23 protein-coding genes and 2 pseudogenes are annotated in these 24,444 nt (G+C 68.5%); 13 read left to right on the top strand and 12 right to left on the bottom strand.

From position 1 onward, the window contains the following. Positions 1–141: 141 nt before the first annotated feature. From ABZ027_RS04750 to ABZ027_RS04740, 3 genes are read right to left on the bottom strand one after another with little or no spacing between them, the layout of a single operon-like run. Positions 142–1,494, bottom strand: coding sequence for an MFS transporter (locus ABZ027_RS04750; protein ID WP_356764330.1), 1,353 nt, complete (start codon positions 1,492–1,494; stop codon positions 142–144). Beyond that, on the bottom strand, positions 1,491–3,269 hold the full coding sequence (locus tag ABZ027_RS04745) for a sulfatase (RefSeq protein ID WP_356764446.1): 1,779 nt from the start codon (positions 3,267–3,269) through the stop codon (positions 1,491–1,493). The genes ABZ027_RS04750 and ABZ027_RS04745 overlap by 4 nt, the downstream gene beginning before the upstream one ends. Before the next feature lie 36 nt (positions 3,270–3,305). After that, on the bottom strand, positions 3,306–3,914 hold the full coding sequence (locus tag ABZ027_RS04740) for a PadR family transcriptional regulator (RefSeq protein ID WP_356764328.1): 609 nt from the start codon (positions 3,912–3,914) through the stop codon (positions 3,306–3,308). A 244-nt stretch (positions 3,915–4,158) separates the two neighbouring features. Here ABZ027_RS04740 and ABZ027_RS04735 point away from each other — a divergent pair, with 244 nt between their 5' ends. The 5 genes from ABZ027_RS04735 to glpK all read left to right on the top strand — a co-directional run bounded on the left by ABZ027_RS04735 (position 4,159) and on the right by glpK (position 8,665). After that, positions 4,159–4,551, top strand: coding sequence for a DUF202 domain-containing protein (locus tag ABZ027_RS04735; protein WP_356764326.1), 393 nt, complete (start codon positions 4,159–4,161; stop codon positions 4,549–4,551). Further along, positions 4,536–5,075: a DUF202 domain-containing protein gene (locus ABZ027_RS04730; protein WP_356764325.1), complete on the top strand. Its 540-nt coding sequence runs from the start codon at positions 4,536–4,538 to the stop codon at positions 5,073–5,075. The genes ABZ027_RS04735 and ABZ027_RS04730 overlap by 16 nt, the downstream gene beginning before the upstream one ends. Beyond that, on the top strand, positions 5,038–5,892 hold the full coding sequence (locus ABZ027_RS04725; protein WP_356764444.1) for a formylglycine-generating enzyme family protein: 855 nt from the start codon (positions 5,038–5,040) through the stop codon (positions 5,890–5,892). Before ABZ027_RS04730 ends, ABZ027_RS04725 begins: the two co-directional genes overlap by 38 nt. A gap of 222 nt (positions 5,893–6,114) precedes the next feature. Next, complete coding sequence (locus ABZ027_RS04720) at positions 6,115–6,948, top strand: MIP/aquaporin family protein (RefSeq protein WP_356764442.1); 834 nt, start codon at positions 6,115–6,117, stop codon at positions 6,946–6,948. Positions 6,949–7,147: 199 nt separating this feature from the next. Then, a complete protein-coding gene (glpK, locus tag ABZ027_RS04715) occupies positions 7,148–8,665 on the top strand; it encodes a glycerol kinase GlpK (protein ID WP_356764323.1) in 1,518 nt (505 codons plus the stop codon). Between the two features lie 77 nt (positions 8,666–8,742). On the opposite strand, the gene ABZ027_RS04710 is transcribed toward glpK, so the two are convergent. Continuing rightward, entirely contained in the window at positions 8,743–9,711 is a 969-nt protein-coding gene (locus ABZ027_RS04710) for a WYL domain-containing protein (RefSeq protein ID WP_356764321.1), read from the bottom strand. Positions 9,712–9,846: 135 nt separating this feature from the next. On the opposite strand from ABZ027_RS04710, the gene ABZ027_RS04705 reads away from it, so the two are divergent. From ABZ027_RS04705 to ABZ027_RS04695, 3 genes are all read left to right on the top strand, one after another. After that, on the top strand, positions 9,847–10,242 hold the full coding sequence (locus ABZ027_RS04705; protein WP_356764440.1) for a RidA family protein: 396 nt from the start codon (positions 9,847–9,849) through the stop codon (positions 10,240–10,242). A 106-nt stretch (positions 10,243–10,348) separates the two neighbouring features. After that, the gene (locus ABZ027_RS04700) at positions 10,349–11,026 is read left to right on the top strand and encodes a hypothetical protein (RefSeq protein ID WP_356764319.1); all 678 of its coding nucleotides are present in this window, start codon (positions 10,349–10,351) and stop codon (positions 11,024–11,026) included. 93 nt (positions 11,027–11,119) lie between these two features. Continuing rightward, entirely contained in the window at positions 11,120–11,359 is a 240-nt protein-coding gene (locus tag ABZ027_RS04695; RefSeq protein WP_356764317.1) for a hypothetical protein, read from the top strand. A 79-nt stretch (positions 11,360–11,438) separates the two neighbouring features. On the opposite strand, the gene ABZ027_RS04690 is transcribed toward ABZ027_RS04695, so the two are convergent. Further along, on the bottom strand, positions 11,439–14,192 hold the full coding sequence (locus ABZ027_RS04690; RefSeq protein WP_356764315.1) for an exo-beta-D-glucosaminidase: 2,754 nt from the start codon (positions 14,190–14,192) through the stop codon (positions 11,439–11,441). Positions 14,193–14,355: 163 nt separating this feature from the next. Further along, positions 14,356–15,528 (bottom strand): ROK family transcriptional regulator, encoded by a 1,173-nt coding sequence (locus ABZ027_RS04685; RefSeq protein WP_356764313.1) that lies wholly within the window; start codon positions 15,526–15,528, stop codon positions 14,356–14,358. Between the two features lie 131 nt (positions 15,529–15,659). Here ABZ027_RS04685 and ABZ027_RS04680 point away from each other — a divergent pair, with 131 nt between their 5' ends. Next, positions 15,660–17,114, top strand: a complete 1,455-nt coding sequence (locus ABZ027_RS04680; protein ID WP_356764311.1) for an APC family permease — start codon at positions 15,660–15,662, stop codon at positions 17,112–17,114. A 113-nt stretch (positions 17,115–17,227) separates the two neighbouring features. Here ABZ027_RS04680 and ABZ027_RS04675 read toward each other — a convergent pair. Both ABZ027_RS04675 and ABZ027_RS04670 read right to left on the bottom strand, forming a co-directional pair. Next, positions 17,228–17,712 (bottom strand): annotated as a pseudogene (locus ABZ027_RS04675) (SDR family NAD(P)-dependent oxidoreductase). Between the two features lie 209 nt (positions 17,713–17,921). Continuing rightward, positions 17,922–18,542 carry an SDR family NAD(P)-dependent oxidoreductase gene (locus tag ABZ027_RS04670; RefSeq protein ID WP_356764309.1) on the bottom strand — a complete coding sequence of 207 codons (621 nt, stop codon included), beginning with the start codon at positions 18,540–18,542 and terminating at the stop codon, positions 17,922–17,924. Between the two features lie 130 nt (positions 18,543–18,672). On the opposite strand from ABZ027_RS04670, the gene ABZ027_RS04665 reads away from it, so the two are divergent. The 3 genes and pseudogenes from ABZ027_RS04665 to ABZ027_RS04655 all read left to right on the top strand — a co-directional run. After that, the gene (locus ABZ027_RS04665; protein ID WP_356764307.1) at positions 18,673–19,218 is read left to right on the top strand and encodes a TetR family transcriptional regulator; all 546 of its coding nucleotides are present in this window, start codon (positions 18,673–18,675) and stop codon (positions 19,216–19,218) included. A 156-nt stretch (positions 19,219–19,374) separates the two neighbouring features. Then, on the top strand, positions 19,375–20,043 hold the full coding sequence (locus tag ABZ027_RS04660) for a Type 1 glutamine amidotransferase-like domain-containing protein (RefSeq protein WP_356764438.1): 669 nt from the start codon (positions 19,375–19,377) through the stop codon (positions 20,041–20,043). Between the two features lie 100 nt (positions 20,044–20,143). After that, positions 20,144–20,536 (top strand): annotated as a pseudogene (locus tag ABZ027_RS04655) (TetR/AcrR family transcriptional regulator); the annotation flags it as partial. A 19-nt stretch (positions 20,537–20,555) separates the two neighbouring features. On the opposite strand, the gene ABZ027_RS04650 reads toward ABZ027_RS04655, so the two are convergent. Further along, a complete protein-coding gene (locus tag ABZ027_RS04650) occupies positions 20,556–21,431 on the bottom strand; it encodes an alpha/beta hydrolase (protein ID WP_356764305.1) in 876 nt (291 codons plus the stop codon). Between the two features lie 108 nt (positions 21,432–21,539). On the opposite strand from ABZ027_RS04650, the gene ABZ027_RS04645 reads away from it, so the two are divergent. After that, entirely contained in the window at positions 21,540–22,046 is a 507-nt protein-coding gene (locus tag ABZ027_RS04645) for a CGNR zinc finger domain-containing protein (RefSeq protein WP_356764304.1), read from the top strand. Between the two features lie 195 nt (positions 22,047–22,241). Here the strand turns inward: ABZ027_RS04645 and ABZ027_RS04640 are convergent, their stop codons facing one another. The 3 genes from ABZ027_RS04640 to ABZ027_RS04630 are packed head-to-tail and all read right to left on the bottom strand — an operon-like array spanning position 22,242 to position 24,366. After that, on the bottom strand, positions 22,242–23,093 hold the full coding sequence (locus tag ABZ027_RS04640; RefSeq protein WP_356764436.1) for an ABC transporter permease: 852 nt from the start codon (positions 23,091–23,093) through the stop codon (positions 22,242–22,244). An 11-nt stretch (positions 23,094–23,104) separates the two neighbouring features. Beyond that, on the bottom strand, positions 23,105–24,016 hold the full coding sequence (locus ABZ027_RS04635; protein ID WP_356764302.1) for an ABC transporter ATP-binding protein: 912 nt from the start codon (positions 24,014–24,016) through the stop codon (positions 23,105–23,107). Continuing rightward, positions 24,013–24,366: a transcriptional regulator gene (locus tag ABZ027_RS04630; RefSeq protein ID WP_356764300.1), complete on the bottom strand. Its 354-nt coding sequence runs from the start codon at positions 24,364–24,366 to the stop codon at positions 24,013–24,015. Before ABZ027_RS04630 ends, ABZ027_RS04635 begins: the two co-directional genes overlap by 4 nt. Positions 24,367–24,444 lie beyond the last annotated feature (78 nt).

Below are 24,444 nucleotides of genomic sequence, written 5' to 3'. Positions count from 1 at the left end.
CGGTCCGCTTACCCCGGAGGGGCGGTCGGACATGAGGATGCTCCGCAGCCCGATCTTCTCCAGGGGCTACGTGGACCAGAAGTCGCGCCCCGTGATCAGCTTGACCTTCTCGGTGTGCCGCCGGAGAGGGACGCCAGTGGATCAGGCGGTGCCGCGGGCGAGCCTGCGGCGCTCTTCGAGGGCGTGCCTGACCCGTCGCGCGTCCCGCGGGTAGGTGGTGTGGAGCACGCCGAGCACCGCGGCGTTGAGGAGCATGCAGACCACCATGACCCACAGGAAGACCTCCTGGAGGCCGAGGCTCTCGGCGAGCCGGCCGGCGACGAGGGCGAAGAGGGCCCAGGCCATCGTCTCGAAGACGGACAGCCAGATGGCGAATGCCTGGCCACGGAGCTCGGGAAGCACGACCGCCGTCACCAGCGGCCGGTTCACCGAGGGGTTCACCCCCTGGCCGAAGCCCATGAGGGCCCAGAAGACGCAGTAGATCCCGATCCCGCCGGAGTAGTGGAACTGGGTTCCGAAGAAGGCCACGACGGCGAAGAGAACCTGTGCGAGCTGGAGGTAGGCCACCCGGCCCCGCTGGGGCCACCACCGGTCGACGAACACCAGAAAGTAGCCGCCGCCGATCGTCCCGGCGAGGTAACCGACACCGAACGGAATGCCCACGGCGGCCGCGGCGGCGTTGCTGAATCCGCGTTCGGTGACCAGGAACTGGATCCCGAAGATGACGATGAGCAGATGCCCGGAGAGGAGGCGCGAGAGCATCATCACCGAGTAGGTCGGGACGCGGAACAGGGAGAGCACGGACTTCACGGTGACGGTGTCCTTCACCCGCGCCGTCTCGTTCAGATCCGCGAGTTGTTCCTCGGCGGCTCCGACGCCGGGATCCTTGAAGAGGAGCGCGATCATGAGTCCGGCGAGGATGCAGACACCGCCGATCGCCCACATCCCGTAGCGCCAGCCGTCTGTGAAGCCCGTGAAAAGGGCGACGACCGGGCCGATGACCTGCCCGAACGCGTTGGCGATGCCGTAGAGGATGCCGACCGCCTTTCCCCGTTCGCGGTCGGTGAAGGAGTCGGCGATGACGGCGTTGGCGATCGGGGAGGCGCCTATCAGGCACGCGGCCATGATCGTGTTGAACAGCAGCAGGGTGCCGAAGCCGTGAGCGAATCCCGCGAGGACTCCGAAAAGACCGCCGAGGACGGTGGTGAGCACCAGGGTGGCGCGGCGGCCCAGCCGTCCCGCCGTCCACACCCAGAACGGACCGGTCGGCACCGAGGCGACCTTGCCGAGCGCCGCGAGCGTTCCCAGATGGCCGCTGGTGAGACCGAGTGCGCTGGAAATGGACGGAAAGAGGACGGAGGTCGCGGTGTTCTCGGTGTTGTCCACGGAGATGACACCGGTGAGCGTCAGCAGATTGCGCCAGCGGTGAGGGACCTGGGAAGCGGCAGCGGTGTCGGGGGCGGCGGTGGGAGCGGCGGAGTGTTGAGTCGTCATGGTGTGTTCCTGTCGACGTCGTCCGGCAGACACCGGGGAGGTGGCAGCAGGTCCTGCAGGGAGCGCGCGAGGGACCGCAGCGTGCCGGCCGGAATGACGGCCGACCGTGCCAGATCGAGCGGGCTCAGCTCCGGTGGAAAGGCGATGAGTTCGGTCCGTGTGACGTCCGGGAGGTGCTCCTCGACGACCGTCCTGACGGCGGGATCGCGGAGCAGCTCGAGCAGTGGCCGCTCGAGGAGACCACCGTTCGGCAGTTCCTCCCGCGTCGGCATCGGCTCCGCGAGTGCGGCCGCGCGTGCCGCCTGGTCCCGCACGAGCAGGTGCCGCTCGGTGATCTCGCCGTCGTACGGAATGCCGAGCCGGTCGAACTGGCTGCGGGGAGCGTCATGGGCGTGGAGGAGGCCGGCGAGCAGGCGCAGCATCCGCAGCTCGGTCTCCGGGTCGTCGAGGGGGTGCTGCTGTCCCGGGTCGCTCGCGAGGTCGAAGAGCAGGGTTCCGTGCCGCCACGGGTTCATCCACCCTCCGGCGGCGGGGATCCGCAGTGTCCGCAGCCCCTTGGTGAACTTGAACGGGTCGGCGGGCTCCCAGTCGGTGAGTTCCTCCACGCCGAAGCGTGCCCGCATGTGCGTCGGCATCAGGGTGTACTCCTCCAGCGGGCCGTTCTCGGGGGTCGCCGCGGCGCGCATGTACACATGGCGGCCGTCCGTCACGTTCACATGACCGCCGTGGATACCGAACAGCGCGCCCTCGCGCAGCCGGCGGTCTTCCCTGAGCGCCGGTGCGAGGTCACGTCCCTGCATGTCGGGCGGGGTCCCGAGCCCGAAGTAGCGCAGCAGGGTGGGCGCGATGTCGATCGTCTGCGCGAGCGCGCCCCGGCGGGTGTCCGCGCCCCGGGTGCGCGGGTCCCACAGGAACATCGGCAGATGGACGAGTTCGTTGAACCACGGCATCACCGACTTCGCCCACCAGCCGTGCTCGCCGAGCAGGAACCCGTGGTCGGTGTTGACGATCAGCAGGGTGTCGTCCCACATGTCGTGCTCGTCCATGACGTCGAGCACCCGGCCCAGCGAGTGGTCGCACATCGACACGAGCGCGGCGTACCGGCGCCGTGCGTGGTCGACCTGGTCGGCCGGTTCGGTGACCTTCTGGTAGCCGGGCCAGTCGAATTCGGGGCCGGCGTGGTCGTCCGGGTAGCGGGAGGTGTACGGCTCGTGCACGAAGAACGGCTCGTGCGGGTCGAAGAGCTCCAGTTGCAGCAGCCAGCGGTCCGCGTCCGCGTTGGCGTGCAGGAAGTGCACACCGGCGTCGACGGTAAGGGTCTGGGAGTGTTCCGACTCGGTGGGCATGTAGGTACGGTTGATCAGGTCCTGCCGGTGCATGAGCGGGCCTTCGCCCTCGCGGAGCCCGTCGACGAGGCCCTTCCACGGGTCGCCTTCCTGACCGCGGAAGAACTCCCATGTGGTGTAGCGGGTGTGGTACGTCGCCCCGCCGTCCTCCCAGTAGTGCGGGTGGTCCGAGACCAGGTGGGTGTGGATTCCCGCGTCCCGCAGTATTTGAGGCATTGAGTCGTCGAAAGGCTCCAAAGGCCCCCAGGAGCGATGCAGGAAATTGTGACGCCCGGTGTGGAGTTCCCGGCGGGCCGGCATGCAGGGCATCGATCCGGCGTAGAAATTGTCGAATGTCACCGCTCGGGAGGCCAGGCGCGCGAAATTCGGCGCGTCCACGATCGTATCCGCGTAGGGAGCGAGCATGTGCCGGTTCAAGCTGTCGAACATGAGCATGATGGCGCGCACGAAAAGAATGTCCTTCGTTCAGTGAACGTCGTCGCGGAGAAACGAGGGCAGTTCCGGCGTGTCGGACGGGGCCGGAGAATCGAGCAGCACTCGCCTCAGCGTCTCCAGGCGCTCCAGGTATGCGTCTATCGCCTGCGCGCCGGCCTCGTGGGACCATTCGGCCACGAGCGATGCCAGGTCTTCGTCGAAGGGAGCCCAGGTCTCGACGGCTTCGTGACGGTCACGGAAGCGGTAGCGGGCCACTTGATCGCGACGCGCGCTGAGCTCGGTGTCGATGAGACGCAGGAGCTGCTCCCGCGTCATGAATCCGGCAAAGGCGAGCCGCGCACCGAAATCAGGGTCCTGGAAACGCGTCGGCGGGTTGTAGGGCCCGGTGAGCCAATCCAGGAAGATTGTCATTCCCTCGTCGGTGATCCGGTACGTCTTGGCGTCGGTGGCACCGGCTCGCGGCTGCACTGTGTGGGCCACCCAACCGCTGGATTCCATTTTCGCAAGTGACCGGTACACCTGGCTCATCTGGGTGTTGGAACGCAGAAAGCGCCCATGGGTGTCGAGATATTTCTTCAGGTCGTACCCGGTGCTGGGATGCCGGGCGAGCACGCCCAGCAGAATGCTTTCGAGTTTCATCGCTTCATCCTTACGGCGACTCCGCGGGGCTGTCCCTGCCCGCAAGCTAGCCATGCCACAAGTGGAATGGCTAGGATGCAGAGACCATGACACAAGTCGAATGCCTCCGCAAGAGGTCGGACACGCCGAAACCAACAGCACCCCACGCGACACCATCCATCGCCGAGCGCCCACCCTCTCGCCGCCCCAGGCGCGCGCGGGCCCTCCTGCCTGACCGGACCACCGACCCGGAGGGGAAGCGAACATGAGCCGCCGCATCCGACCCCACGGGCCGCGATCCGGCGCAGCCGCACCCTGGCATGAGGAGGGCGAGGAGCCGGATTACCGTTTCTCCCTGGCCAACGAGCGCACGTTCCTCGCATGGATCAGAACTGGCCTGGCGCTGCTGGCCGGCGCCGTGGCCGTCGCCCAGTTCGTTCAGCCGACGGCACACAGCGAAGCAGGCGCGACGCTCGGGGTGCTGTTGGCCGCGACCGGGACGGTGTTGTGCGCTTCGTCCTACGGACGCTGGATGCGGGTGCAGCGGGCGATGCGACACAACCGCCCATTGCCGATGACCCGACTGCTGACCGCGCTGACCTGGGGCGCTTCCTCGGCGGGCGTCGCGGTGCTCCTGCTGGTGTGGACGGCGCGGTGACCACGTGGCGCCGCGCGGGAACAACTCCGCATTCGGCGGGGCCTGCTGACCCCGGCCTTCAGGCGGAGCGGACCGCACTCGCGCGCCGCCGCACGGCGCTCTCGGCGCTGGTGGCCGCCGCACTCGCGTTGCGCTTCGGACTGACCCACGCGGCCCCGCTGGTCACCGCGGCGGGCGCATGCCTCGTCGCGACGGCCGGTCTGACCGCCAAGTCGTCCGGGACACGTCGGCACCGGCTGGGGACCGTCGCGTCCTGCGCCACGGTTGCGGCCTCCTGGCCACCATGCACGTGGCACTACTCGTCCACTGACATCGGCCACGCATTCGTTCGACCGACCTCCGCGTCCCCGTCACGAAGGAGCACTGCCGCACATGTCCCCCCACTGCTGTCCGCCTGGCCGCCCCGGCGACCACCCGGCCACCGCCCCTCTCCCCGCCGCCGCGCCGACTCCCGCAGGAAAGAGCCACGGCGACCGTGCCACTGCCATACCCCTCCCCGGCGGAACCTTCCGCATGGGCAATGACGGCGCCGACGCCAACCCCGGGGACGGCGAGGGGCCTGTACGTGAAGTCACCGTGGCCCCTTTCGTCATCGACGCCCATTGCGTGACCAACGAACGCTTCGCTGCCTTCGTCGAAGCGACGGACTACCGCACCGAGGCCGAACGGTTCGGCTGGTCGTATGTCTTCGCCGCGTTCCTGCCCGGTGAGCTGCGCCGCGTCTCACCACGCCCGAAGAACACACCGTGGTGGTGCGGAGTCCGAGGAGCGCATTGGGCGGCGCCGGAAGGGCCCGGCAGTGACCTGTCCGGCCGCTCGGACCACCCTGTCGTGCACGTCTCATGGGCAGACGCGAACGGGTTCTGCCGGTGGGCGGGGGCGCGGCTGCCGACCGAGGCGGAGTGGGAGTACGCCGCCCGCGGCGGTCTGGAGGGCAAACGCTTCCCCTGGGGCGACGAACTCACCCCCGGCGGCGAACACCGCTGCAACATCTGGCAGGGCCACTTCCCCTCCCACAACACCGCCGAGGACGGCTACCTCGGCACCGCCCCGGCCACCGCCTACCAGCCCAACCGATACGGCGTGTACCAGGCCGTCGGCAACGTATGGGAATGGTGCGTCGACTGGTGGGCGACCACCCGCTCCCCGGCAGAGGGCTCCCGCGTCAACCCCGTCGGACCCCCCGACGGCACCGCACGCGTCATGCGCGGCGGCTCGTACCTGTGCCACGACTCGTACTGCAACCGCTATCGAGTAGCCGCCCGCACCAGCAACAGCCCCGACAGCTCCAGCGGGAACACCGGCTTCCGGATCGCGTGGAACACGCCTGCACAGGGCTGAGCCTGCCCCGCGAGATCATGCACTACTGCCAGGGAAATGGCACTTCGGAATGCTCCATAGCGGGGAAATCCGCGGAATCATCGGCACATCTGCGCGGATGAGCGTCCTTTCGCCTGCGTTTTGGGTAAGGAATGGACAGTTCTATTGCTTTCCAACCGAGGAGGCTCGATGGCTCAGAGCACTGTTCATCGACGCGGATATCGAGAAGGCATCGGCGGCGAGATGACTGCCGAGTTCCTTGGCACGTTCGTCCTGCTTCTGCTGGGTATCGGGTCGGTGGCTGTCGCAGTGGTCGGTCTGCCGGGATCAGGTCGGCAAGCCGTGGACTTCGGGCCCGCCAACTGGCTCATCATCTCGTGGGGCTGGGGCCTCGCCGTGGTATTCGGCGTATATGTGGCAGGTGGCGTCAGTGGCGCCCACCTCAATCCCGCGGTGACACTCGCCTTCGCGGTTCGACGGGATTTCCCCTGGAAGAAGGTCCTGCCCTACTGGGTGGCGCAGGTCTTCGGCGCGTTCGTCGCCGCCGCTCTCGTCTACGCGACCTACCGGTGGGCCATCGACGCCGCCATCACGAAGTCGGGTGTCCCGCGAGACAAATCGCTGCCGACGTACTCGATCTTCGCCACGTTCCCCGCCGAATATTTCGGAGATTCCTGGTGGGGTCCCTTGCTCGACCAGATCGTCGGGACCGGCATCCTGCTGCTGTTGATCTGCGCACTCATCGACACGCGCAACACGGCTCCGATGGCCAACCTGCATCCGTTCATCATCGGCCTGGTGGTCGTCGCGATCGGCCTGACATTCGGCACCAACGCCGGGTACGCGATCAATCCCGCACGTGACTTCGGTCCGCGGTTGTTCACGTACTTCGAAGGCTGGGGCTCCATTGCTCTCCCCGGCTCGTTCGATTGGTTCAGCAGCTACTGGTGGATTCCCATCGTCGGCCCGCTCATCGGCGGAATCGCCGGTGTCGGCGTGTACGACCTGCTGATCAAGCCGCTGATCAAGGCCAGGCACGGAGAGGCCGAAGAAGGTCCCGCCACCGAAGAGTTCTAGACACCGGGCAGGAACCGGCCGGGGTGACACCGGCCGGCGAACGACGCTCCGCACCTCGGTTCACCCGAATGGCGGTACTCCGCAGGCGCGCGCACCGGGCCTCGTTCGATGGTGCGGGAGAGGGCGACAGCACTGCCTGACCCGAAACGCGTCACCCCAGAGCGTAATGACGCCAGGACCATGAGAAGAGGCGGCATCGATGCCCGAATTCGTCGGCGCGGTGGACCAGGGGACCACCAGCACGCGCTTCATGATCTTCGATCACGCAGGCAACGAAGTGGCCAAGCACCAACTCGAGCACCACCAGATCCTGCCGCAGTCCGGTTGGGTCGAGCACGACCCGGTGGAGATCTGGGAGCGCACCAACACGGTGATCCAGAACGCTCTCAGAAGCGGAGGGCTGTCCGCCGCGGACCTGAAAGCGATCGGCATCACCAACCAGCGCGAGACGACCGTGGTCTGGGACCCGCGCACCGGGCGCCCCTACTACAACGCCATCGTCTGGCAGGACACCCGCACCGACAGCATCGCCGCAGCCCTCGAACGTGAGGGCCATGGCGAGACCATCCGCCACAAGGCAGGCCTGCCGCCTGCCACCTACTTCTCCGGCGGCAAGATCAAGTGGTTGCTGGAGAACGTGGACGGACTGCGCGAGGCCGCCGAAGCGGGGCACGCTCTCTTCGGCAACACGGACGCGTGGGTGCTGTGGAATCTCACGGGCGGCCCCAACGGGGGTGTGCACGCCACTGACGTCACCAACGCCAGCCGCACCATGCTGATGAACCTGGAGACCCTGGACTGGGACGACGAGCTGCTGGAGATCTTCAACATCCCGCGCGCGATGCTGCCCGTCATCCGGCCGTCGTCCGACCCCGAGGCGTTCGGCCAGGCCCGCACGTCACGACCGTTGAACGCCGCCGTCCCGATCGCCGGTGTCCTCGGCGACCAGCAGGCGGCGACCGTCGGCCAGGTGTGCTTCGCCCCTGGTGAAGCCAAGAACACCTACGGCACCGGCAACTTCCTGGTCCTCAACACCGGTACGGAGTTGGTGCGTTCGCAGCACGGTCTGCTGACGACGGTGGCGTACCAGTTCGCGGGCAGCCCCGCCGTCTACGCGCTGGAGGGATCCATCGCCGTCACCGGCGCGGCCGTCCAGTGGCTGCGTGACCAGCTGAAGGTGATCGGGAGCGCCGCGGAGAGCGAGCAACTGGCCCGCACGGTGGAGGACAACGGCGGGATGTACTTCGTCCCGGCCTTCTCCGGTCTCTTCGCCCCGTACTGGCGCTCCGACGCTCGTGGCGCGATGGTCGGTCTCGCCCGCTACAACACCGGTGGGCACGTGGCCCGGGCCGCGCTGGAAGCCATCTGCTACCAGAGCCGCGACGTGGTCATCGCCATGGAGCAGGACTCGGGTGTGCACCTGGACGTACTCAAGGTGGACGGTGGCGTGACCGCGAACGACCTGTGCATGCAGATCCAGGCGGACGTGCTGGGCGTGCCGGTCAGCCGGCCGGTGGTCGCCGAGACGACCGCGCTCGGCGCCGCCTACGCCGCCGGGATCGCCACCGGCTTCTGGCGCGACGAGGACGAACTGCGCTCACACTGGCAGGAGTCGAAGCGCTGGAGTCCGGAGTGGAGCGAGGAGAAGCGCCAGGAGGGCTACGACGGCTGGAAGCGTGCCGTGGAGCGCACCCTGGACTGGGTCAAGGTCACCTGACGACCGGCGCCCGGGCCCCACGTGGTCGCGAGGATGGTTTCCGACTCTCCTCGCACCGGGCGCAGACTCACAGACCGTCAGTCTCCGTAGCGGGCGGCAATCGTGGCGGCGCGGTCGCGCAGGGAGGCGCGCAACGACTGCGGGGCCAGGGCTTCCGCGTCCGTGCTGAGCTGCCACAGTGCCCATTCGGCATGCCGGGAGTCCTGGAAGGTCACCTCCAGCCGAAGCCAGCCGTCCGCGTCGGGTTCTTCCGCGCGGATGGCCAGCGCGGTGTCCAGCAACTCCTCCCGCCGCGCCGGGTCCACGCGTACCAGAACGGTGATGTGGTCGCTGTCGGAAAGAAACCGGGCGGAACGTTCCCGCCAGATCCGGTCCAGATCGACCCGGTTGGGCCGCTGTGCCGTTTCGGGGAGTTCCTCGGCGGCCGACACCCGCGACAGCCGGTAGGTGCGGTCCGCGCCGGATCTCGTGGCCAGCAAGTAGGCCCGGTCGCGGACGGTGACCAGGCCGATCGGGTCCACCGTGCGCCACTGGGGTGACTGACCCGTGGCCGCGTAGTGGATGCGCAGTTTGTGTCCGGCGAGCACCGCGCGCCGGACCACGATCATCGTGGTGTCGGGTACCTCATCTGTGACCACCCGGCGTGCGAGCAGGTCGCTCTCCGGGTCGACGAGAAAACGCCGGGCCGCGTCGCTCGCGGTGGTCCGATGACCTTCGGGCAGGGCGTCGAGCACCTTCCGCATGGCCGAAGCGAGCGCCGAGCCGAGGCCGAAGACCTGCTCGCCGCGTCCCGATCCGGCGGTCAGCAGAGCGAGGGCCTCGTCGTGGTTCAGCCCGGTCAGCTCGGTCTGGAAGCCTGGCAACAGCGCGAAACCGCCGTGTCGGCCGCGTTCGGCGTAGACCGGGACGCCGGCCGCGGACAGCGCCTCGATGTCGCGCAGCACGGTGCGGGTGGACACCTCCAGCTCGCGGGCCAGCGTGTCCGCTGTCAGTCGGCCGTGCCGGCGCAGCAGGAGCACGAGTGAGACCAACCGGTCGGCACGCATGCGAGAACTCTACGGAATACATGACTGAGGGTGTCGTGATTTGTTGGAAGGCTCGTTGATGCGACGTCACAGACGGCTGCTTCCGGGCCGTTGGACGGACGCACTCCCGATGAATCGAATGGAGCTGATGTGGCAGTGGAACGCACGGCGGTCAACCCGGTGACCTGGTCGGTGGACATGGGATTCAACCAGGGTGAGGTCGTCTCCGGGCACACCCGGACCCTGTACATCTCGGGGCAGACCGCGATGAGCGGCGACGGAAAGCCCCAGCACGACCGTGACATGGCGGCGCAGTTGACGCTGAGCATGGACAACCTGGAGTCCGTCCTCGGCGAGGCCGGCATGTCTCTCCCGAACCTCATCCGGCTCAACGTCTACACCACCCACGTCGATCTGCTTTTCCAGCACTACGGAGTGCTGGCGGCGCGGCTCGGTGCCGCAGGGGTGGCGCCGACCACCACGATGCTCGGGGTGACGCGACTGGCGATCCCCGGCCAGCTGGTCGAGCTCGAGGGGACCGCCGTCGCCTGACGCGGCCTCTCCACATGGGCGGCCCCCCCGCGCGGACCCCCCAGTGACACGGCGACAGACGGGTGGGGGAGTATCTGCTCCACCACCGCCTGCCCGTGAGGTCGTCATGCGCTCTCGTACCCGCCGTGTTGCTTCGTCCGCCCTGCTCGCCACCCTGTTCGTGGCGGGCTGCTCGCCCGACTCGCTCGATGGTCTGTCCGCGCCTGCGAGCGGGACCCCGTCAGCGGGCCCATCGGGCAGGGCCGCCTCCGCTGGGCCAGTCGGGCGGGCGATCCCGGTGGGCGCCGGTCCGCAGAAGACGTACACGACGCAGCAGCAGCCGCCGGCCGGCTCCTGCCACTACCGCCACGAGCACGGGGAGCCGCTGGAGGACCCGAAGTGCACGCCCGGCGCCATCTCGCCGGCGGTCACGCAGGCGAATCTGGCGTCGACCATATGCCGCAAGGGCGGCTACACCTCCGGTATCCGGCCGTCGACCTCCGTCACCGGAAAGGAGAAGGAACTGAACGCCGCTTCCTACGGCTTCACCGGCCGCATGGGAGATGCCGAGTACGACCACTTGATCAGCCTGCAGTTGGGCGGGGACCCCAACGACTACCGCAACTTGTGGGTGGAACCTGCCGACCCCGGCCACCGTACGGGCTCCGGGGTCAACAACAGGAAGGACCCAGTGGAGACGAAGCTGCACACCGCGGTCTGCAAGGGCCAGGTCACCCTTGCAGCCGCACAGCACGCCATCGTCACCGACTGGACCACGGCCCTGGCCACCCTCCATCTCGCCTGAGATCTTGTTCGCAGGTGCGACCACCCCGGGGTGACAGGTAGTCAGTCGATCACCCTAGACTGTGCTCAGCATCAAAATTGATCGGAGCACGACATGTATCGCCGCCTTTCCGCCGTCCTCCTGGCAGTCAGCGCGCTCGCGCTCGCCGGATGTGCGCAGAACTTCGACCAGGGTCCCGATGGGAAGGTCACCGAAAAGGTCAGGGACGGGAAGAAGTTCTACCTGGTTGTCGATCCGACCACGGCAGGCAAGGAGCAGAAGTTCCGCGTCAGCAAGTACGACTATCACGACTGCAACCGGGGCTCGAAGTACCCCAAGTGCGTCGACGACTAGAGATATTCGATCGCTGAGCCCTTCTACGGGACGGCGGGCCCGGCTTCCCTGGCCGGGCCCGCCGTCCGTTGCCTGGGTCCTACGTTGCCGGAACCGTCCGCTCCGCCGTGTTCCAGCCCGAGATCCGCAGGCTGGGCGCCGACCCGTGGAGATCGGACGTGCGGTAGGTGGCCGTCAGGGTTGTCGACTCGCCCGGCCAGACGCTGACCTGGTTGTCGGTCCAGCGCACCGGCAGTACGGGCTTGCCGTTCGCGTCCACGAGGTGGACGTCGGTGAGCAGTGAGGGAATCTTGCCGGTGCCGGTGTTGCGGACCGTGACCGTCGTCGTGGAGGTCCCGTCCTGGCCCCGTACCGTGGCCGCCGAGGCGGAAATCGGCGCCTTGGCCATGGAGTTGAGTCCCTTCAGGTCTGCGTAGCTCGTCGTCGGGGTGTAGTACCAGTCGGTGTTGTCCCAGTCGAGGGTGTCCGGCTTGGTGGAGAGCCAGTAGACGTTCCGGCTCACCTCCTTGCCGTCCGCGTCGGTCAGCACCAGCCGCGCCAGGTAGGTCGTCGACAGTCCGCTCACGGACGACGGCAGGGTCACGGCGGTGGTGCGGGCTCCGTCGCCGCCGACGTTCAGACCCGTCGTGGTGCGGTCGTACTTCTGGGTGCCGTCGGTGTTGAAGAGGGTGACCCGGGAGGTCAGCCCCGAGGCCGAGGCATGGCGCCGGTTCACCACGACGACCGAGCGGTTGTCGTAGGAGTACTGGATGTGCAACGGCTCGTTGGCCTTCTTGGCGCCGAAGTACGCGCCACCCTGGTCTAGGTAACGGTCCATCAGCTGCCATTGCAGTGAGGTCCAGCCGCTGTTGAACATCCAGTAGATGACACCGGTGGCCGGTTTGGAGGTGTCGGCGGCGTTCCGGCCGTAGGCCTCGAACTGGGCGCGGACGTTCTCGTACTGGGCGAGCTGCGCCTTGCGCACATAGTCGGTCAGGCCGGTGGGCGGGCCGTAGCGTCCGGCGAGGGCGTCACCGTAGAGCTTGAGGTTGCCGAAGGTCGAGGACGGCGAGCGGTGGTACTGGCGGGCGCTCGGGTCCTTCCAGAGGGTCTCCAACTCGGTGGGGCTCATCATCCGCTTGAGGGTGTCGATGGTGGGGATGTCGGGTCCCGCACTGGTCTCGGAGTTGAAGCCGGTGGCTCCGCCCTCGCGTTTGGCGTACCAGTAGTTCGGCGGGATCCAGTCGTAGGGGCCGGTCATCTTCATGCCCGAACTCCCCAGCTTCGGGGAGGACTTGGCGGAGGCCGCCGGGACGACGGGCGTTCGCCAGTCGGCCGCGGTGAGTGCGTCCAGATAGTTCTTCTCGATCGTCGCGTCCGGGGCGAAGTCGCTGCCGATGAGGAACGAGATGACACTGGGGTGGTCACGCAGCCGGGCGGCCTCCGCCGCCATCGACGCCTTCGCCACGGTGTAGTCGGCGTCTGTCCACTTGCCGCCGGACTCGCCGCCGTTGACGTTCCCCTCCCACTTGTCACAGCACTCCCAGCCGGGCAGGGTCAGGATGCCGTACCGGTCGGCGAGGTCGAAGAACTCGTCGGGCTCGATGTGCCCTTCCAGGCGGATGGTGTTGAGGCCCAGGTCGAGGGCGTACCGCAGTCGGTCCTCGACATAGGTGCGGTCCCAGCGCAGGAACTCGTCGGGCGACCAGCCGCCGCCCCTGATCAGCAGCGGGCGGCCGTTGATGCGGTACTGCCGGGCTCCGTCGGAGTTCAGCGGCGCCTGTACATCCCGGATCCCGAAGGTCTCGTGCGTGGTGTCCGAGGCGGTGCCGGAGACGGTGGCGGTCAGGTCGAGCCCGTACAGCGGCTGCTCGCCCATGCCCGCGGGCCACCACACCTTCGGCGAGGCCAGCCGCAGCGCCGGGACGTCGGCCGGGGCGAAGGTCACCGTCTTCGTCTCATGGGCGGCGAGGCTGACGGAGCGGCTGAAGGGGATCGGTGCGCCGCCGCCGGAGTCCGGGGCGACGCTTCCCGAGACCGTGGTGGTGACGGCGGCGTCGGTGTCGTTCCTGACCTTGGCCTTGACCGTCAGGTCCGCGGAGGCGAGCGACGAGGTGTCGAGCTTGGTCACGACGTGCGCGTCCCGCAGTGCGACGGGGCCGCCGCGGCGTACCAGCACATCGCGGACGATGCCCATGTTCTCGTCGGGAGGTGGCTGCAGCCAGTCGATCCAGCCCATGGTGAGGTTCTGGTCCGGGTCGTTGGGCTCGATACGGAAGGCGACCGTGTTCGTACCCTTGCGCACCACGGAGGTCACGTCCAGCTCATGCCGGGTGTAGGCGCCCGCGACATCGGCGGCCTTCGCGACCCGGGTGCCGTTCACATAGACGTCGGCCGCCGAGATCACCCCGCTGAAGTCCAGATACGTACGCTCGGAGGTGTCGGCGAGCGTGAAGTCCGAGCGGTACCACCAAGGCACCTGGAAGTCGGCCCGGGGGATCTTCTGCTGGTTGGTGGAGTAGAACGGGTCGGCGTACACCCCGTCCGCGAGCAGCGCGGCGAGCACAGTGGACCGAGGGCCGGCGGAATACCAGCCGTTCGCCGGGTAGCCCGGGCTGGAGATGTCGGCTGCGGCGTCGGTCACCTTGGCCGAGGACTGGATCCGGTAGCCGGACAGCGCGGTCGTGCCGCCGGGCGCCGCCGCGACCACGGTCGGTCGCGGGGGCCCCGCCGACCGGTGCCCCGGCGAGTGCGCGCCGGCCCAGGCGCTGGTGGAGAGGGTGCACAGCAGCCCCAGGACGACGGCCGCGGTGGCCAGCGGACTTCGGCGGGTGAGGGCAGGGCGGTGGAACACGGTGATCTCCTCTTGGGGGGAGGCGGTCCGCGCTTCGGCACTGCGGAACTAGGAGTCGGGCGACAAAGTTAGGAAACTTTACTAACTTGGCTCAAGCTAGGAGTTCCCGCGGTGGCTGTCAATCACCGTGCCGAGTGGGGCCGTTCAGGCGACGCCGAGCGGCCTACGCCGTGGAGTGGCGCTCGAACACCACCTCCCGTGCCGTGCTCAGGGCCGTCGCCACGGCCCCCATCAGCACCGCGTCCTCGCCGAGCCGGCTGGGCACGATCTTCGGGCGCAGCGGGGTCAGAGCGCGCATCGTCTCCTGTACGGGTCGCAGCAGCAGATCCACGCTGTGCCCCACCCCGCCGCCGAGCACCACGAGATCGGGATCGAGTACGGCCGCCGCGGCCGCCACGGTGTGCGCGATCCGTTCGCCCTCCAGCCGGACCGCCTTGACCGCGGCCGGTTGCTCGGACCGCGCCGCGTCGAACACCGCCTTCGCGGTGAGCTGCCCGGTCATGCCGAACGAGCGGGCCGACTCGACGACCGCCTCGCCGGACACCGCGTCCTCCAGCGTCCGGGGCTCGGACGATCCGGCCCAGGGCAGGAAACCGATCTCGCCCGCGCCCCCGTGCGCACCGGTGAACAGCCGTCCCTCGCTGACCACTCCCATGCCGAGCCCGGTGCCGATCATGATGTACGCGAACAGCCGGCTGCCGGCGCCCACGCCGTAGGTGTACTCACCGAGCGCGGCGAGATTGGCGTCGTTGTGGACCTCCAGCGGAACCCCGAGCTCGTCCTGCATGCGGTCGAACAGCCCGGCCCGGCCCCAGCCCGGCAGATGCATGGCGTGCCTGACCCGCCGCCGCTCCTCGTCGTAGACGCCCGGGGTGCCCACCACGGCGTGCGCGACCGCGGCCGGGTCGCCGCCCCAGCCCGCTACCACCCGGTGCGCGGTGGCCACCACCAGGTCGGCCATGGCCGCGGAGGTGCGGGCCCGGTTGCGTACGTCCGCACGTGAGACCACCTGGCCGTCCAGGTCCGCGACGGCGATCCGCAGCCAGCTGCGGCCGATGTCGATGCCCAGCGCGTAACCGGCCGCCGGGTCGGCGGCGTACAGGACGGCGACCCGGCCCCGTTCAGGTGCCTGGGTGCCCGCCTCGTGCACCAGCCCGGCGTCCTCCAGGGCGGCCAGCGCGCTGGAGACCGTGGGCTTGGACAGGCCGGTCTCCCGGGCGAGCTGGGCACGCGAGGCGGGACCGTGGTTGCGCAGCCGGTCGAGCAGCAGCCGCTCGTTGGCGCTGCGCAGCCGTTGCCGGTTCCAGGGCTGATCTGCGACGACGCTGTCGGACATGCCGCCATTCTCACCTATCGGGTGCGGCCTCTTGACGGGCTAAGTAAAGGTACTTAACTATATCGCCAGCCTGCCCGGGCGAATCGCCCCGTTCCGCTCTTTCTCCCCGCTTCGTGTTCCAGGAGGTCCCCATGTCCGGTAGCCCGCCTCCCGAGGGCGGTTTTGTCCGCCGCGTCGGGCTGTTCCAGGCCACGGCCATCAACATGAGCCAGATGTGCGGCATCGGGCCGTTTGTCACCATCCCGCTGATGGTGGCGGCGTTCGGCGGGCCGCAGGCAGTCGTCGGCTTCGTCGCCGGAGCCGTGCTGGCGCTCGCCGACGGGCTGGTCTGGGCCGAACTGGGCGCCGCGATGCCCGGCTCCGGCGGCAGCTATGTGTATCTGCGCCAGGCCTTCCAGTACCGCACCGGACGGTTGATGCCGTTCCTGTTCGTGTGGACGGCGATGCTGTTCATCCCGCTGATCATGTCCACCGGTGTGGTCGGCTTCGTCCAGTACCTCGGTTATCTGGCGCCGGACCTGGGGCAGACGAGCGGCGACCTGATCGGGCTCGGCGTGATCGTGCTGGTGATCGCACTGCTGTGGCGGGGCATCGAGCACATCGCACGGATCACCGCCGTGATGTGGGCCGTGATGATCGCCTCCGTGCTGCTGGTGATCGTCGCCGCGGCGAGCGACTTCTCCCCGCACCTGGCGTTCACCTACCCCGCGCACGCCTTCGAACTGACCAGCAACCACTTCTGGATCGGCTTCGCCGCGGGCCTCACCATCGGCATCTACGACTACCTGGGCTACAACACCACCGCCTACATGGGCGCCGAGATCAAGGACCCCGGCCGCACCCTGCCGCGCTCCATCATCTTCTCGATCCTCGGCATCATGGCGATCTATCTGCTGCTGCAGATCGGCACGCTCGGAGTGATCGACTGGCACCGGATGACCAACCCGGACGACATCGCCTCCACCTCGGTCGCGTCGGCGGTCCTGGAGGAGACCTGGGGCAAGGGAGCGGCCGACACCGTCACCGTGCTCATCCTCATCACCGCGTTCGCCTCGGTGTTCGCCGGACTGCTCGGCGGGTCCCGGGTGCCGTACGACGCCGCGAAAGACCGCGTGTTCTTCAAGCCCTACGCCAGGCTGCACCCTCGCCACCGCTTCCCGACCCTCGGCCTGGCGACCATGGGCGTGGTCACCGCGATCGGGTTCCTGATCGGCCGGCACACCGATCTGGCGACCCTCATCCAGCTCCTCACCACGGTGATGGTGCTCGTCCAGGCCCTCGCGCAGATCCTCGCGGTGAGCGTCCTGCGGTCCCGCCAGCCCGGCCTCAAGCGGCCGTACCGGATGTGGCTCTATCCGATCCCGAGCGTCGTCGCCCTGGTGGGATGGCTGGTCATCTACGGCTACGCAGACAAGAACTCGCCGGGCCGCCACCCCATCGAGTGGTCCCTGGCATGGCTCGCCCTGGGGTGTGTCGCGTTCGTGCTGTGGGCCCGGTGGGAGAAGGTGTGGCCGTTCGGGGAGAAAGAGATAAGTGAGGAGTTCCTCCCGGGGGCGCCCACGGAGGGAGACCGGGCGGTGCTTTGACGTGGCCGTCGGTGTGGTTCTGAGGGCTGCCGCCCCCGGACTCCCGGATCCCGTACGTGCGTAGCAATGTCAGGGGCAGCCCGCCTTGGCTGCCCCCGACCAATTCCACTGGGCTACCAAGGCACTTCCCCGTTTTCGTCCTGGAAGGTTCCGGTCGGCCCGTCGGCGTCAAGAGCCGTGAGACGCACGACGACCCTGGCGCTCTCTTCCGGCGCCCTTCCGATTCCGAACGCCGCCGTCAGGTCCGTCGCGGTGGTGCCGGGCTCGACCGCGTTGAACTTGAGCCCGGCTGGGACTTGGCGTACTGGACCGTGAGCATGGTGGCCGCGGACTTGGACGCGGAGTAGAGCGCCAACGGCAAGTTGAACTCCGGCCGCTCCGGACTGGTCACAGCCCAGAAGGACCCGGCACTGCTCGATACGGTGACCACGGTCGGGTTCGAGGACTTATGGAGCAGGGGGAGCGCCGCCTCCGTGACACGCACGACTCCCACCGCGTTGGTGTCGAAGGCCCTCAGCGCGGTGGGACCGTCGGTGACTCCGTGTCCCGACACGCAGCCGATGCCCTTGTTGGCCCCGGTGATCAGGGTGATGGTCATGCGAATCCTCGCGAAGTATGTGGCTCGAGTGGGCCAATGGTGAGGTGCGGACTGTTACTTGAGGTGCTGGCGCTGATCGGGGAGAGTCAGCCGGTCAGCTGCCGGAGAAGTTCGCCGGCGTCGTGCAGGGCGGTCATGTGCACGAATCGTCCGTTGCGGGACCTGCTGGATGGCGTACTCGACGATCTCGAACGAGGCGCCGGTGGGAGCTACACCGAGCCATTCCTTGACCGGGGTACCCGTGTTGACCAGACGTGCGGCCAGACCGTCACGTCATGCCTTTGAACCGCGTTGGCGTTGCGGGGGATGGCGAACTCGTCGACCGGTACCAGTGCGTTGCCGTCGGGGCCGTAGGCGAGGGGCGTCTCGATGATGCCGGGGTGGACGGAGTTGACGCGGATGTTGTCGCGGGCCAGCCCCTTGGCGGCTGCGCGCATGAGGCTGCGAAGTGCCCACTTGCTGCTGCTGTAGGCGACGGGGTCGGGGGCGGCCGCGAGGCCGGCGACGGAGTTGATGTTGATGATCGCGCCGCCGCCTGCCTTACGCATCGAGGGGGCCGCGGCGCGGGTGCCGAGCAGGGCGCCGGTGAGGTTGGTGTCCAACACGCGCTGGAACTCCTCGAGCGGGATGCTCTCCACGGTGCCGACGCGCAGGTAGGCGGCGTTGTTGATCAGGATGTCCAGGGGGCCGAAACGGGCCTCGGTCTGGTTGATCACGTCGGCCCAGTCGGGCTCCCTCGTGACGTCGAGCCGCACGGTGAGTGAGGGGCCGTCAAGCTTGTCCACGACCTCGCGCAGCACGGTCGTGTCCGGTGACGCCCAGGCGCGCACGCCACAACTGGTCCCCGTAGCGCGCCGCCAGGTCGTCCAGGCTCTCCAAGGCGTCGTGCGGTGGCGGCGACCCGGTCCCCTCGTGCGAGCAGCTGTTCGGTGTGATGCCACCGCGACCAAGTGGCGCCTGATGAAGGCGATGGTCGACGAGTTCGCCACCTACGGCCTGGCCGGCGCCCGGATCGACCGCATCGCCGAGACCGCCGCGGCCAACAAGCGGTCGATCTACATGCACTTCGGCACCAAGGAGGAACTGTTCGACAAGATTGTCGCCGACAGCATGCTCACGTTGGCGCAGTCGGTCTCGTTCGAGTCCGGTGACCTGCCCGGCTACGCCGGTGACCTGTTCGACCGGCTGGAGCAGTGGCCGCACATCCGGCGGCTGTACCTGTGGGCGGGGTTGGAGCGAGATCAGCCCGTCGATGCCGAGGCCGAGCAGTACCGGACGAGAGTCGCCGCGTTCGAAGCCGCTCAGGCAGCGGGCCAGATCCGCGCCGACATCCCGGCGGCACAACTGATGGCCATGGTGATCGCACTGGTCATCAGCTGGGACACCGCCGCCTGGTCACTGAAGGCGTTGCAACCGGAGAACGGTCGCGAATCCGCAGGCGGCCGCAGGGCCGCAGTGGTGGCCGCCGTTGCCGCACTCGCCCAGCCGCCCCGAACACGCCCCTGAGCACACATCAGTTCCAAGCGCTCTTCTTGATCCTTTGTGGCCTGCTGGAACGGTCAACAAGCCCGGCCTCGCCTGTTCCTGATGTGGACAGGCCGTGACGTCGTTGGTGATCCTTAGTTCGTTGCGCGGGTCCGCGAGTCGTGCTTGGCTCGCCCGATGAACTTTCTGTTGACGGCCAGCGGCCTGCGTAACGAGTCGCTGCGGGATGCGCTGCGGGACATGCTGGGCAGGCCATTCGGATCGGCGAACGTCGTGTACGTTCCCACGGCATCACTCGCCGAGCCCGGGGATCATGGATGGTTGGTCGCGGACATGAACCGGCTGCACAGCCTTGGCTGGCGGGAGTTCGACGTCCTGGAGCTCAATGGCCTGCCCCGGCAGATGGTGCTCGACCGGCTGCTCCACGCCGACGTCATCTATGTGGGGGGCGGCAACCACTACCACCTCGCGCGCAGCATCACCGGCAACGGCCTGGCCGACGGCTTCCTGGAGGCGCTGGAGAGCCGGGTCTATGTGGGGTTCAGCGCCGGATCGATGATGTTCAGCCGTAATCTCACCGGACATTCCGCCGACGTCATCGGGGACGCCAAGGACCTCCACGTGCTCGGCGCGACGACCGTGGAGCCGCCGTTCGGCCTCTTCGACTGGTATCTCAAGCCTCACCTGTACTCGCCGGATTTCCCCGAGCGGGACGACGCCTGGGCTGATCGCATCGTTGCCCGGGCGGACTTCCCGATCTACTTCATCGACGACGAGACGGCCGTTCGCGTCAGGGACGGCAAGGTGGATGTCGTTTCCGAGGGCCGATGGCGGTTCCATCCCTGACTCCACGCGTGCTGGTGAGTTCCGGGCCCACAGCCTCCGGCTGGTCAGGTCCGTGCAAGGAGCGCCTGACCATCCGAAGGCCGCCTGCACGGATCACCGCATGTCCGCAGACGAGAACACGACGGCTCTGCCCTCCCTCCGCCGGCGACGCCGGGCGGTGGCCACCCAGGAGACCGTGGCCACCGCCGAGAGTCACCTCGCCGAGCACGGGCTGCACGCCCTGCCCCTGAGGGCGGTTGCCCGCAGCCTCGGCATGACCGTGCAGGGTCTCTACCACTACTTTCCGAACCGGGACGCCCTCGTCACGGTTCTCGTCGCCAAGGCGTACGAGGATCTGGCAGACGCCGTGAAGGCGGCCGTCGACACAGCGGTGGACGAACCGGCCGCGCTGCGGTTCCTGGCCGCCGCCTAGGGCTATCGCCGACGGGCCGTCACCCACGTCGAGCGATTCCAGTTGCTCTACGGAGCGCCGCCGCGGCACTACGCTCCGCCCTGTGGAAGCATCGCGGGCTTCACGCTGGTGATTCGGTGGCGGTCAGGAACCCCCGCATGTACCCGGCCACGGTGTCCAGGTGGCTTTCGAGCAGGAAGTGACCACCTCCGGGAACCAGGTGGATCTCCGCGTCCGGCAGGTCCCTGGTGAAGGCGCGGGCTCCGTCCGGGCCGAAGATCTCGTCGCCCGCGCCCCAGACCGCGAGGAGAGGAACCCGGCGTTCCCGAAAGTAGTCGTGCACCTGAGGGTAGAGGGGTGGATTGCCGGCATAGTCGCGAAACAGACTGAGCTGCACGAGGTCGTTGCCTGGCCGGTTGACCTCGCGGTGGTCAGCGGCCCAGGTGTCGGGATCGACCAACTCGGGCCGGTCCACTCCGTGCAGGTACTGCCAGCGAATGGCGTCGAGCGAGAGAGCGGTGCGGACTGCGGGTTCGGTCTCGGGGCCCGGATTCTCGCAGTACGCCCAAACGGGCTTCCAGAAATCCGGTACGAAGCCGTCCTCGTAGGCGTTGCCGCTCTGTGTGATCACCGCGGTGATCGCCTCCGGGGCGCGCAGGGCCAGCCGCCAGCCGATGGGTGCGCCGTAGTCCTGGACGTACACGGCGTAGCGGGTGACCTCGAGTTGGGTCAGAAGGGCTTCGGTGATGTCGGTCAGGGAGTCGAAGGTGTAGGTGAACGCGTCCACGGGCGGGACGTCGGAGTTGCCGAAGCCGAGATGGTCGGGGGCGATGACGTGGAATCGATCCGCCAGTGCCGGAATGAGGTGGCGGAACATGCGTGAACTGGAGGGGAATCCATGCAGGAGCACGAGTGTGGGCGCCTCGCGGGACCCTGCCTCGCGGTAGAAGACACGATGCCCCCGCACAGTGGCGTACCGGTGACGGACCTCAACCATAACTAACCCCTTCGATTACTTTTGATGGTTACCTCTCGGTGTTCAGTAGACCGCCCTTGAGGTAACCTGTCAAACAGCTTGATGGAGTTAGCTGAAAAGGTGAGGTCCGTGGTGGATGCCCAAGCCCTGATGCAGGCGCTGAACAGCACGCCTGTCTCGGATGGCCGCCCCCTGGATCTGTGGCGTGACGATCACGAGTTGGACAGGTGGGCGCGGGGGCACGGGGGTCTGGGCGGCGACGAGGAGCGCCGGTGGCTGCGCACCGCCCGGGACGCGCTGCAGACGGTGGACTCGAACACGTCGGCGGAGGCCAGTCTGCGCCGAGTCCTCGCAGGCGTCCGCAAAGTCCCGCAGCCCAGCGCGTCGGGCGTCGAATGGCACTTGGAGGTGCCGCCGGAGCGCAGGCTCGCCGTGGAACTCGTGCTCACGTGGGCGGACGTCAAAGAGCGCATGCCTGGCCGCCTCCGGCCGTGCGAGAACCCCGAATGCCGCCTCTTCCTCTTGGACCGCAGTCGTGCCAACACCGCGCGGTGGTGCTCGATGAAGACCTGCGGGAACCGGCTCAAGGCCCGTCGGCACCAGGCTCGGGCACGCGAGACCCCACGACCCGAGTAGAGCGCCCGCGCTCGCACGGCCGGACTCGCGCACGGAGACCTTTGACGCACGGCAGTGCCGGGCCGGCGGGGGCCATCGACTTGCCGCTCACTCGTGTGTCGAGGACGCCGGACGGAGGACCTTCCACGGTCAGGGACCCTCGCCCTCCCTGATGTGGCACTCGGCGTGCTGTCGCCCAGAGGTCATGAGGCCCACCTACGCGGACAGCGCGCCCTTGTGTGCCGCATCGCGCTGCCGCGCGGACAGGCGGGAACCGGACTCGCGGCGGGCGGCGCGGCGCAGGAGGGGTACCGCCAGGAGGAACCCGAGGACCGCCCAGGCGGTCAGGACCAGGGCGACCATGGGCAGTTCCCAGGAGCCGGCCGCCTCGGCGGTCCGCGCCGTGTCGGGGAGCAGCGCCGAACGCAGGCCCTGTGCCATCCACTTGAGCGGGAAGACCGCGGCCACCTGTTGGACCGGCAAGGGCAGCGAGGTGATCGGGAACACCGTTCCTGAGGTGAGGAGCAGCCCCATCGTCGGCAGCATGATCAACGCCAACGCCTCGCGGGGGTTGGGCAGTACGGCGCCGATGGCCGCGCCGAGCGGTACGACCGCGAGCAGCCCGAGCGTGGTGACCCACAGCAGCGTCAGCCAATCGCCCGCACCGTGCGGCAGTGGCCCGTCCACGAGTAGCGCCGCGGCCACCAGGAGCAGGGTCAGGGTGCCGACCGCCACGACGACCACCAGCAGGCACTTGGCGACGAGGTAGGCCGGTATCCCGCCGGGTGTGGCGCGCAGCCTCAGCAGGGTGCCCTCCTCCCGCTCGGTCACGAGTATCTGGGGGAGGCTGATCAGCCCGATCTGGAAGAGCAGGTAGGCGGCGAAGCCCGCCAGCATCAGATGGGCCATGGGCGTCCGGGTGCCGGGCACGTCGTCGCTGACGTAGGCGGCGACCAGCAGTGCGACGACCACGTTGGTCAGGTGGCCGGACATCTCCTTGCCGTTGCGCAGGAGGTGCCGCAGTTCGATGCCGCCGCGTTGGAGCCCGGCACGCCAACTGTTCGTCATGGGTGTCTTGCTCATGCGGCCTGTGCCTCCTCGTCGGCGGCCCCACCCGTGCCGTCGGCCTCCCGGTGCACCATGTGCAGGTAGGTGTCCTCCAGCGTGGGGCGGCGGATCTCCAGGTCGGCGATCGGGCCGTCCGCGTGCCGGTGGAGTTCCCAGACCAGCCGTGAGGGGTCCGCGGTGCGTTCACGGTGGGATGTCCCGTCGTCGGCCGTCCAGCGGACCTCGGCCTGTGCGGCGGCCCGCCGGGCCAGTTCCGCGGGCGTGCCGCAGGCCCGGATCCGGCCGCCGACCAGCATGGCGAGCCGGTCGGCTAGCCGCTCGGCCTCCGCAAGGTCGTGGGTGGTGAGCAGGACGGTGACGCCCTCGTCGCGGGCCAGCCGTTCGACCAGGACGTGGAGCTCGTGCCGCGCCCGAGGGTCGAAGCCGGCGGTCGGCTCGTCGAGGAAGAGGAGTTCGGGGCGGCCCACGATGCCGAGCGCGACGTCCAGCCGCCGGCGCTGGCCGCCGGACAGCCTGTCCACCTGTCGGCCGCCCTGCTCGGTGAGGCCGACCAGGGCCAGCAGTTCGGCCGGGTCGCGCGGGTCGGGGTAGTACGTGGCGAGGTGCGTCAGTAACTCGGCCACCCGCCAGCGGCGGTGGTCGCGCCAGGACTGCAGGACCAGTCCGATCCTGCCGCGCCACGCGTCGTCGACCCGCTCCGGATCCGTACCGAGGACGGTCACCTCCCCGGCGGAACGTCGCCAAAAGCCCTCCAGGATCTCGACCGTTGTCGTCTTCCCCGCCCCGTTGGGTCCGAGCAGTGCGAAGACCTCGCCGCGGTGAATGTCCAGGTCGACGCCGTGGAGGACGTCGATGCCGCCGTACGTCATCGTCACGCCACGCGCGCGAACGACGGATTGGGCGGATGTGTGCTTCTGCGTCATCGCTCTGCCCCCGAGTGGTGTCGCTGAGGTGGCGCCGCTTCGGCCGCCGCCGGAGGGCCGGCGCCCTCGACGATCGCCCGGAGTGCCGCGACGTGCCCCTCGAAGGCAGCGCGTCCCTGGTCCGTCAGCCGCACTCTGGTGCGCCGCTTGCGGCCGCCGCCCTCCTTGTGGAGCTCCAGGTATCCGGCCTCCTCCAGGGTGTGCAGCTGTTTGGAGAGCGCGGAGTCACTGAGCGAGAGGCTGTCGCGGACGAACGCGAATTCCGCCCACTCGGTGGCGGCGAGCAGCGCGACCACCGACAGCCGGGTGGCGGGATGGATCAGCTCGTCGAAGCCGGCGGGGGTGCTCATCGGTCCGCTCCCGCGTCTGCCGTTCCCGCGTCTGGTGCTCCCGTACCTGCCGCTTGTGCGCCGCGAGTCCGCGCCGAC

Origin of the sequence: Streptomyces sp. NPDC006332 (assembly GCF_040612855.1) — a bacterium.
In the GTDB taxonomy this organism is placed as follows: domain Bacteria; phylum Actinomycetota; class Actinomycetes; order Streptomycetales; family Streptomycetaceae; genus Streptomyces.
Note: the sequence above shows the minus strand (reverse complement) of the source record. Positions and strands in the feature narration are given on the sequence as shown.

Coding starts and splice junctions, on each gene's coding strand:
- ABZ027_RS04660 (WP_356764438.1), top strand. CDS start 19,375: ATGAACTTTCTGTTGACGGCCAGCGGCCTGCGTAACGAGTCGCTGCGG.
- ABZ027_RS04740 (WP_356764328.1), bottom strand. CDS start 3,914: ATGAAACTCGAAAGCATTCTGCTGGGCGTGCTCGCCCGGCATCCCAGC.
- ABZ027_RS04685 (WP_356764313.1), bottom strand. CDS start 15,528: ATGTCCGACAGCGTCGTCGCAGATCAGCCCTGGAACCGGCAACGGCTG.
- ABZ027_RS04680 (WP_356764311.1), top strand. CDS start 15,660: ATGTCCGGTAGCCCGCCTCCCGAGGGCGGTTTTGTCCGCCGCGTCGGG.
- ABZ027_RS04735 (WP_356764326.1), top strand. CDS start 4,159: ATGAGCCGCCGCATCCGACCCCACGGGCCGCGATCCGGCGCAGCCGCA.
- ABZ027_RS04630 (WP_356764300.1), bottom strand. CDS start 24,366: ATGAGCACCCCCGCCGGCTTCGACGAGCTGATCCATCCCGCCACCCGG.
- ABZ027_RS04750 (WP_356764330.1), bottom strand. CDS start 1,494: ATGACGACTCAACACTCCGCCGCTCCCACCGCCGCCCCCGACACCGCT.
- ABZ027_RS04695 (WP_356764317.1), top strand. CDS start 11,120: ATGTATCGCCGCCTTTCCGCCGTCCTCCTGGCAGTCAGCGCGCTCGCG.
- glpK (WP_356764323.1), top strand. CDS start 7,148: ATGCCCGAATTCGTCGGCGCGGTGGACCAGGGGACCACCAGCACGCGC.
- ABZ027_RS04720 (WP_356764442.1), top strand. CDS start 6,115: ATGACTGCCGAGTTCCTTGGCACGTTCGTCCTGCTTCTGCTGGGTATC.
- ABZ027_RS04650 (WP_356764305.1), bottom strand. CDS start 21,431: ATGGTTGAGGTCCGTCACCGGTACGCCACTGTGCGGGGGCATCGTGTC.
- ABZ027_RS04640 (WP_356764436.1), bottom strand. CDS start 23,093: ATGACGAACAGTTGGCGTGCCGGGCTCCAACGCGGCGGCATCGAACTG.
- ABZ027_RS04635 (WP_356764302.1), bottom strand. CDS start 24,016: ATGACGCAGAAGCACACATCCGCCCAATCCGTCGTTCGCGCGCGTGGC.
- ABZ027_RS04700 (WP_356764319.1), top strand. CDS start 10,349: ATGCGCTCTCGTACCCGCCGTGTTGCTTCGTCCGCCCTGCTCGCCACC.
- ABZ027_RS04710 (WP_356764321.1), bottom strand. CDS start 9,711: ATGCGTGCCGACCGGTTGGTCTCACTCGTGCTCCTGCTGCGCCGGCAC.
- ABZ027_RS04665 (WP_356764307.1), top strand. CDS start 18,673: ATGAAGGCGATGGTCGACGAGTTCGCCACCTACGGCCTGGCCGGCGCC.
- ABZ027_RS04745 (WP_356764446.1), bottom strand. CDS start 3,269: ATGTTCGACAGCTTGAACCGGCACATGCTCGCTCCCTACGCGGATACG.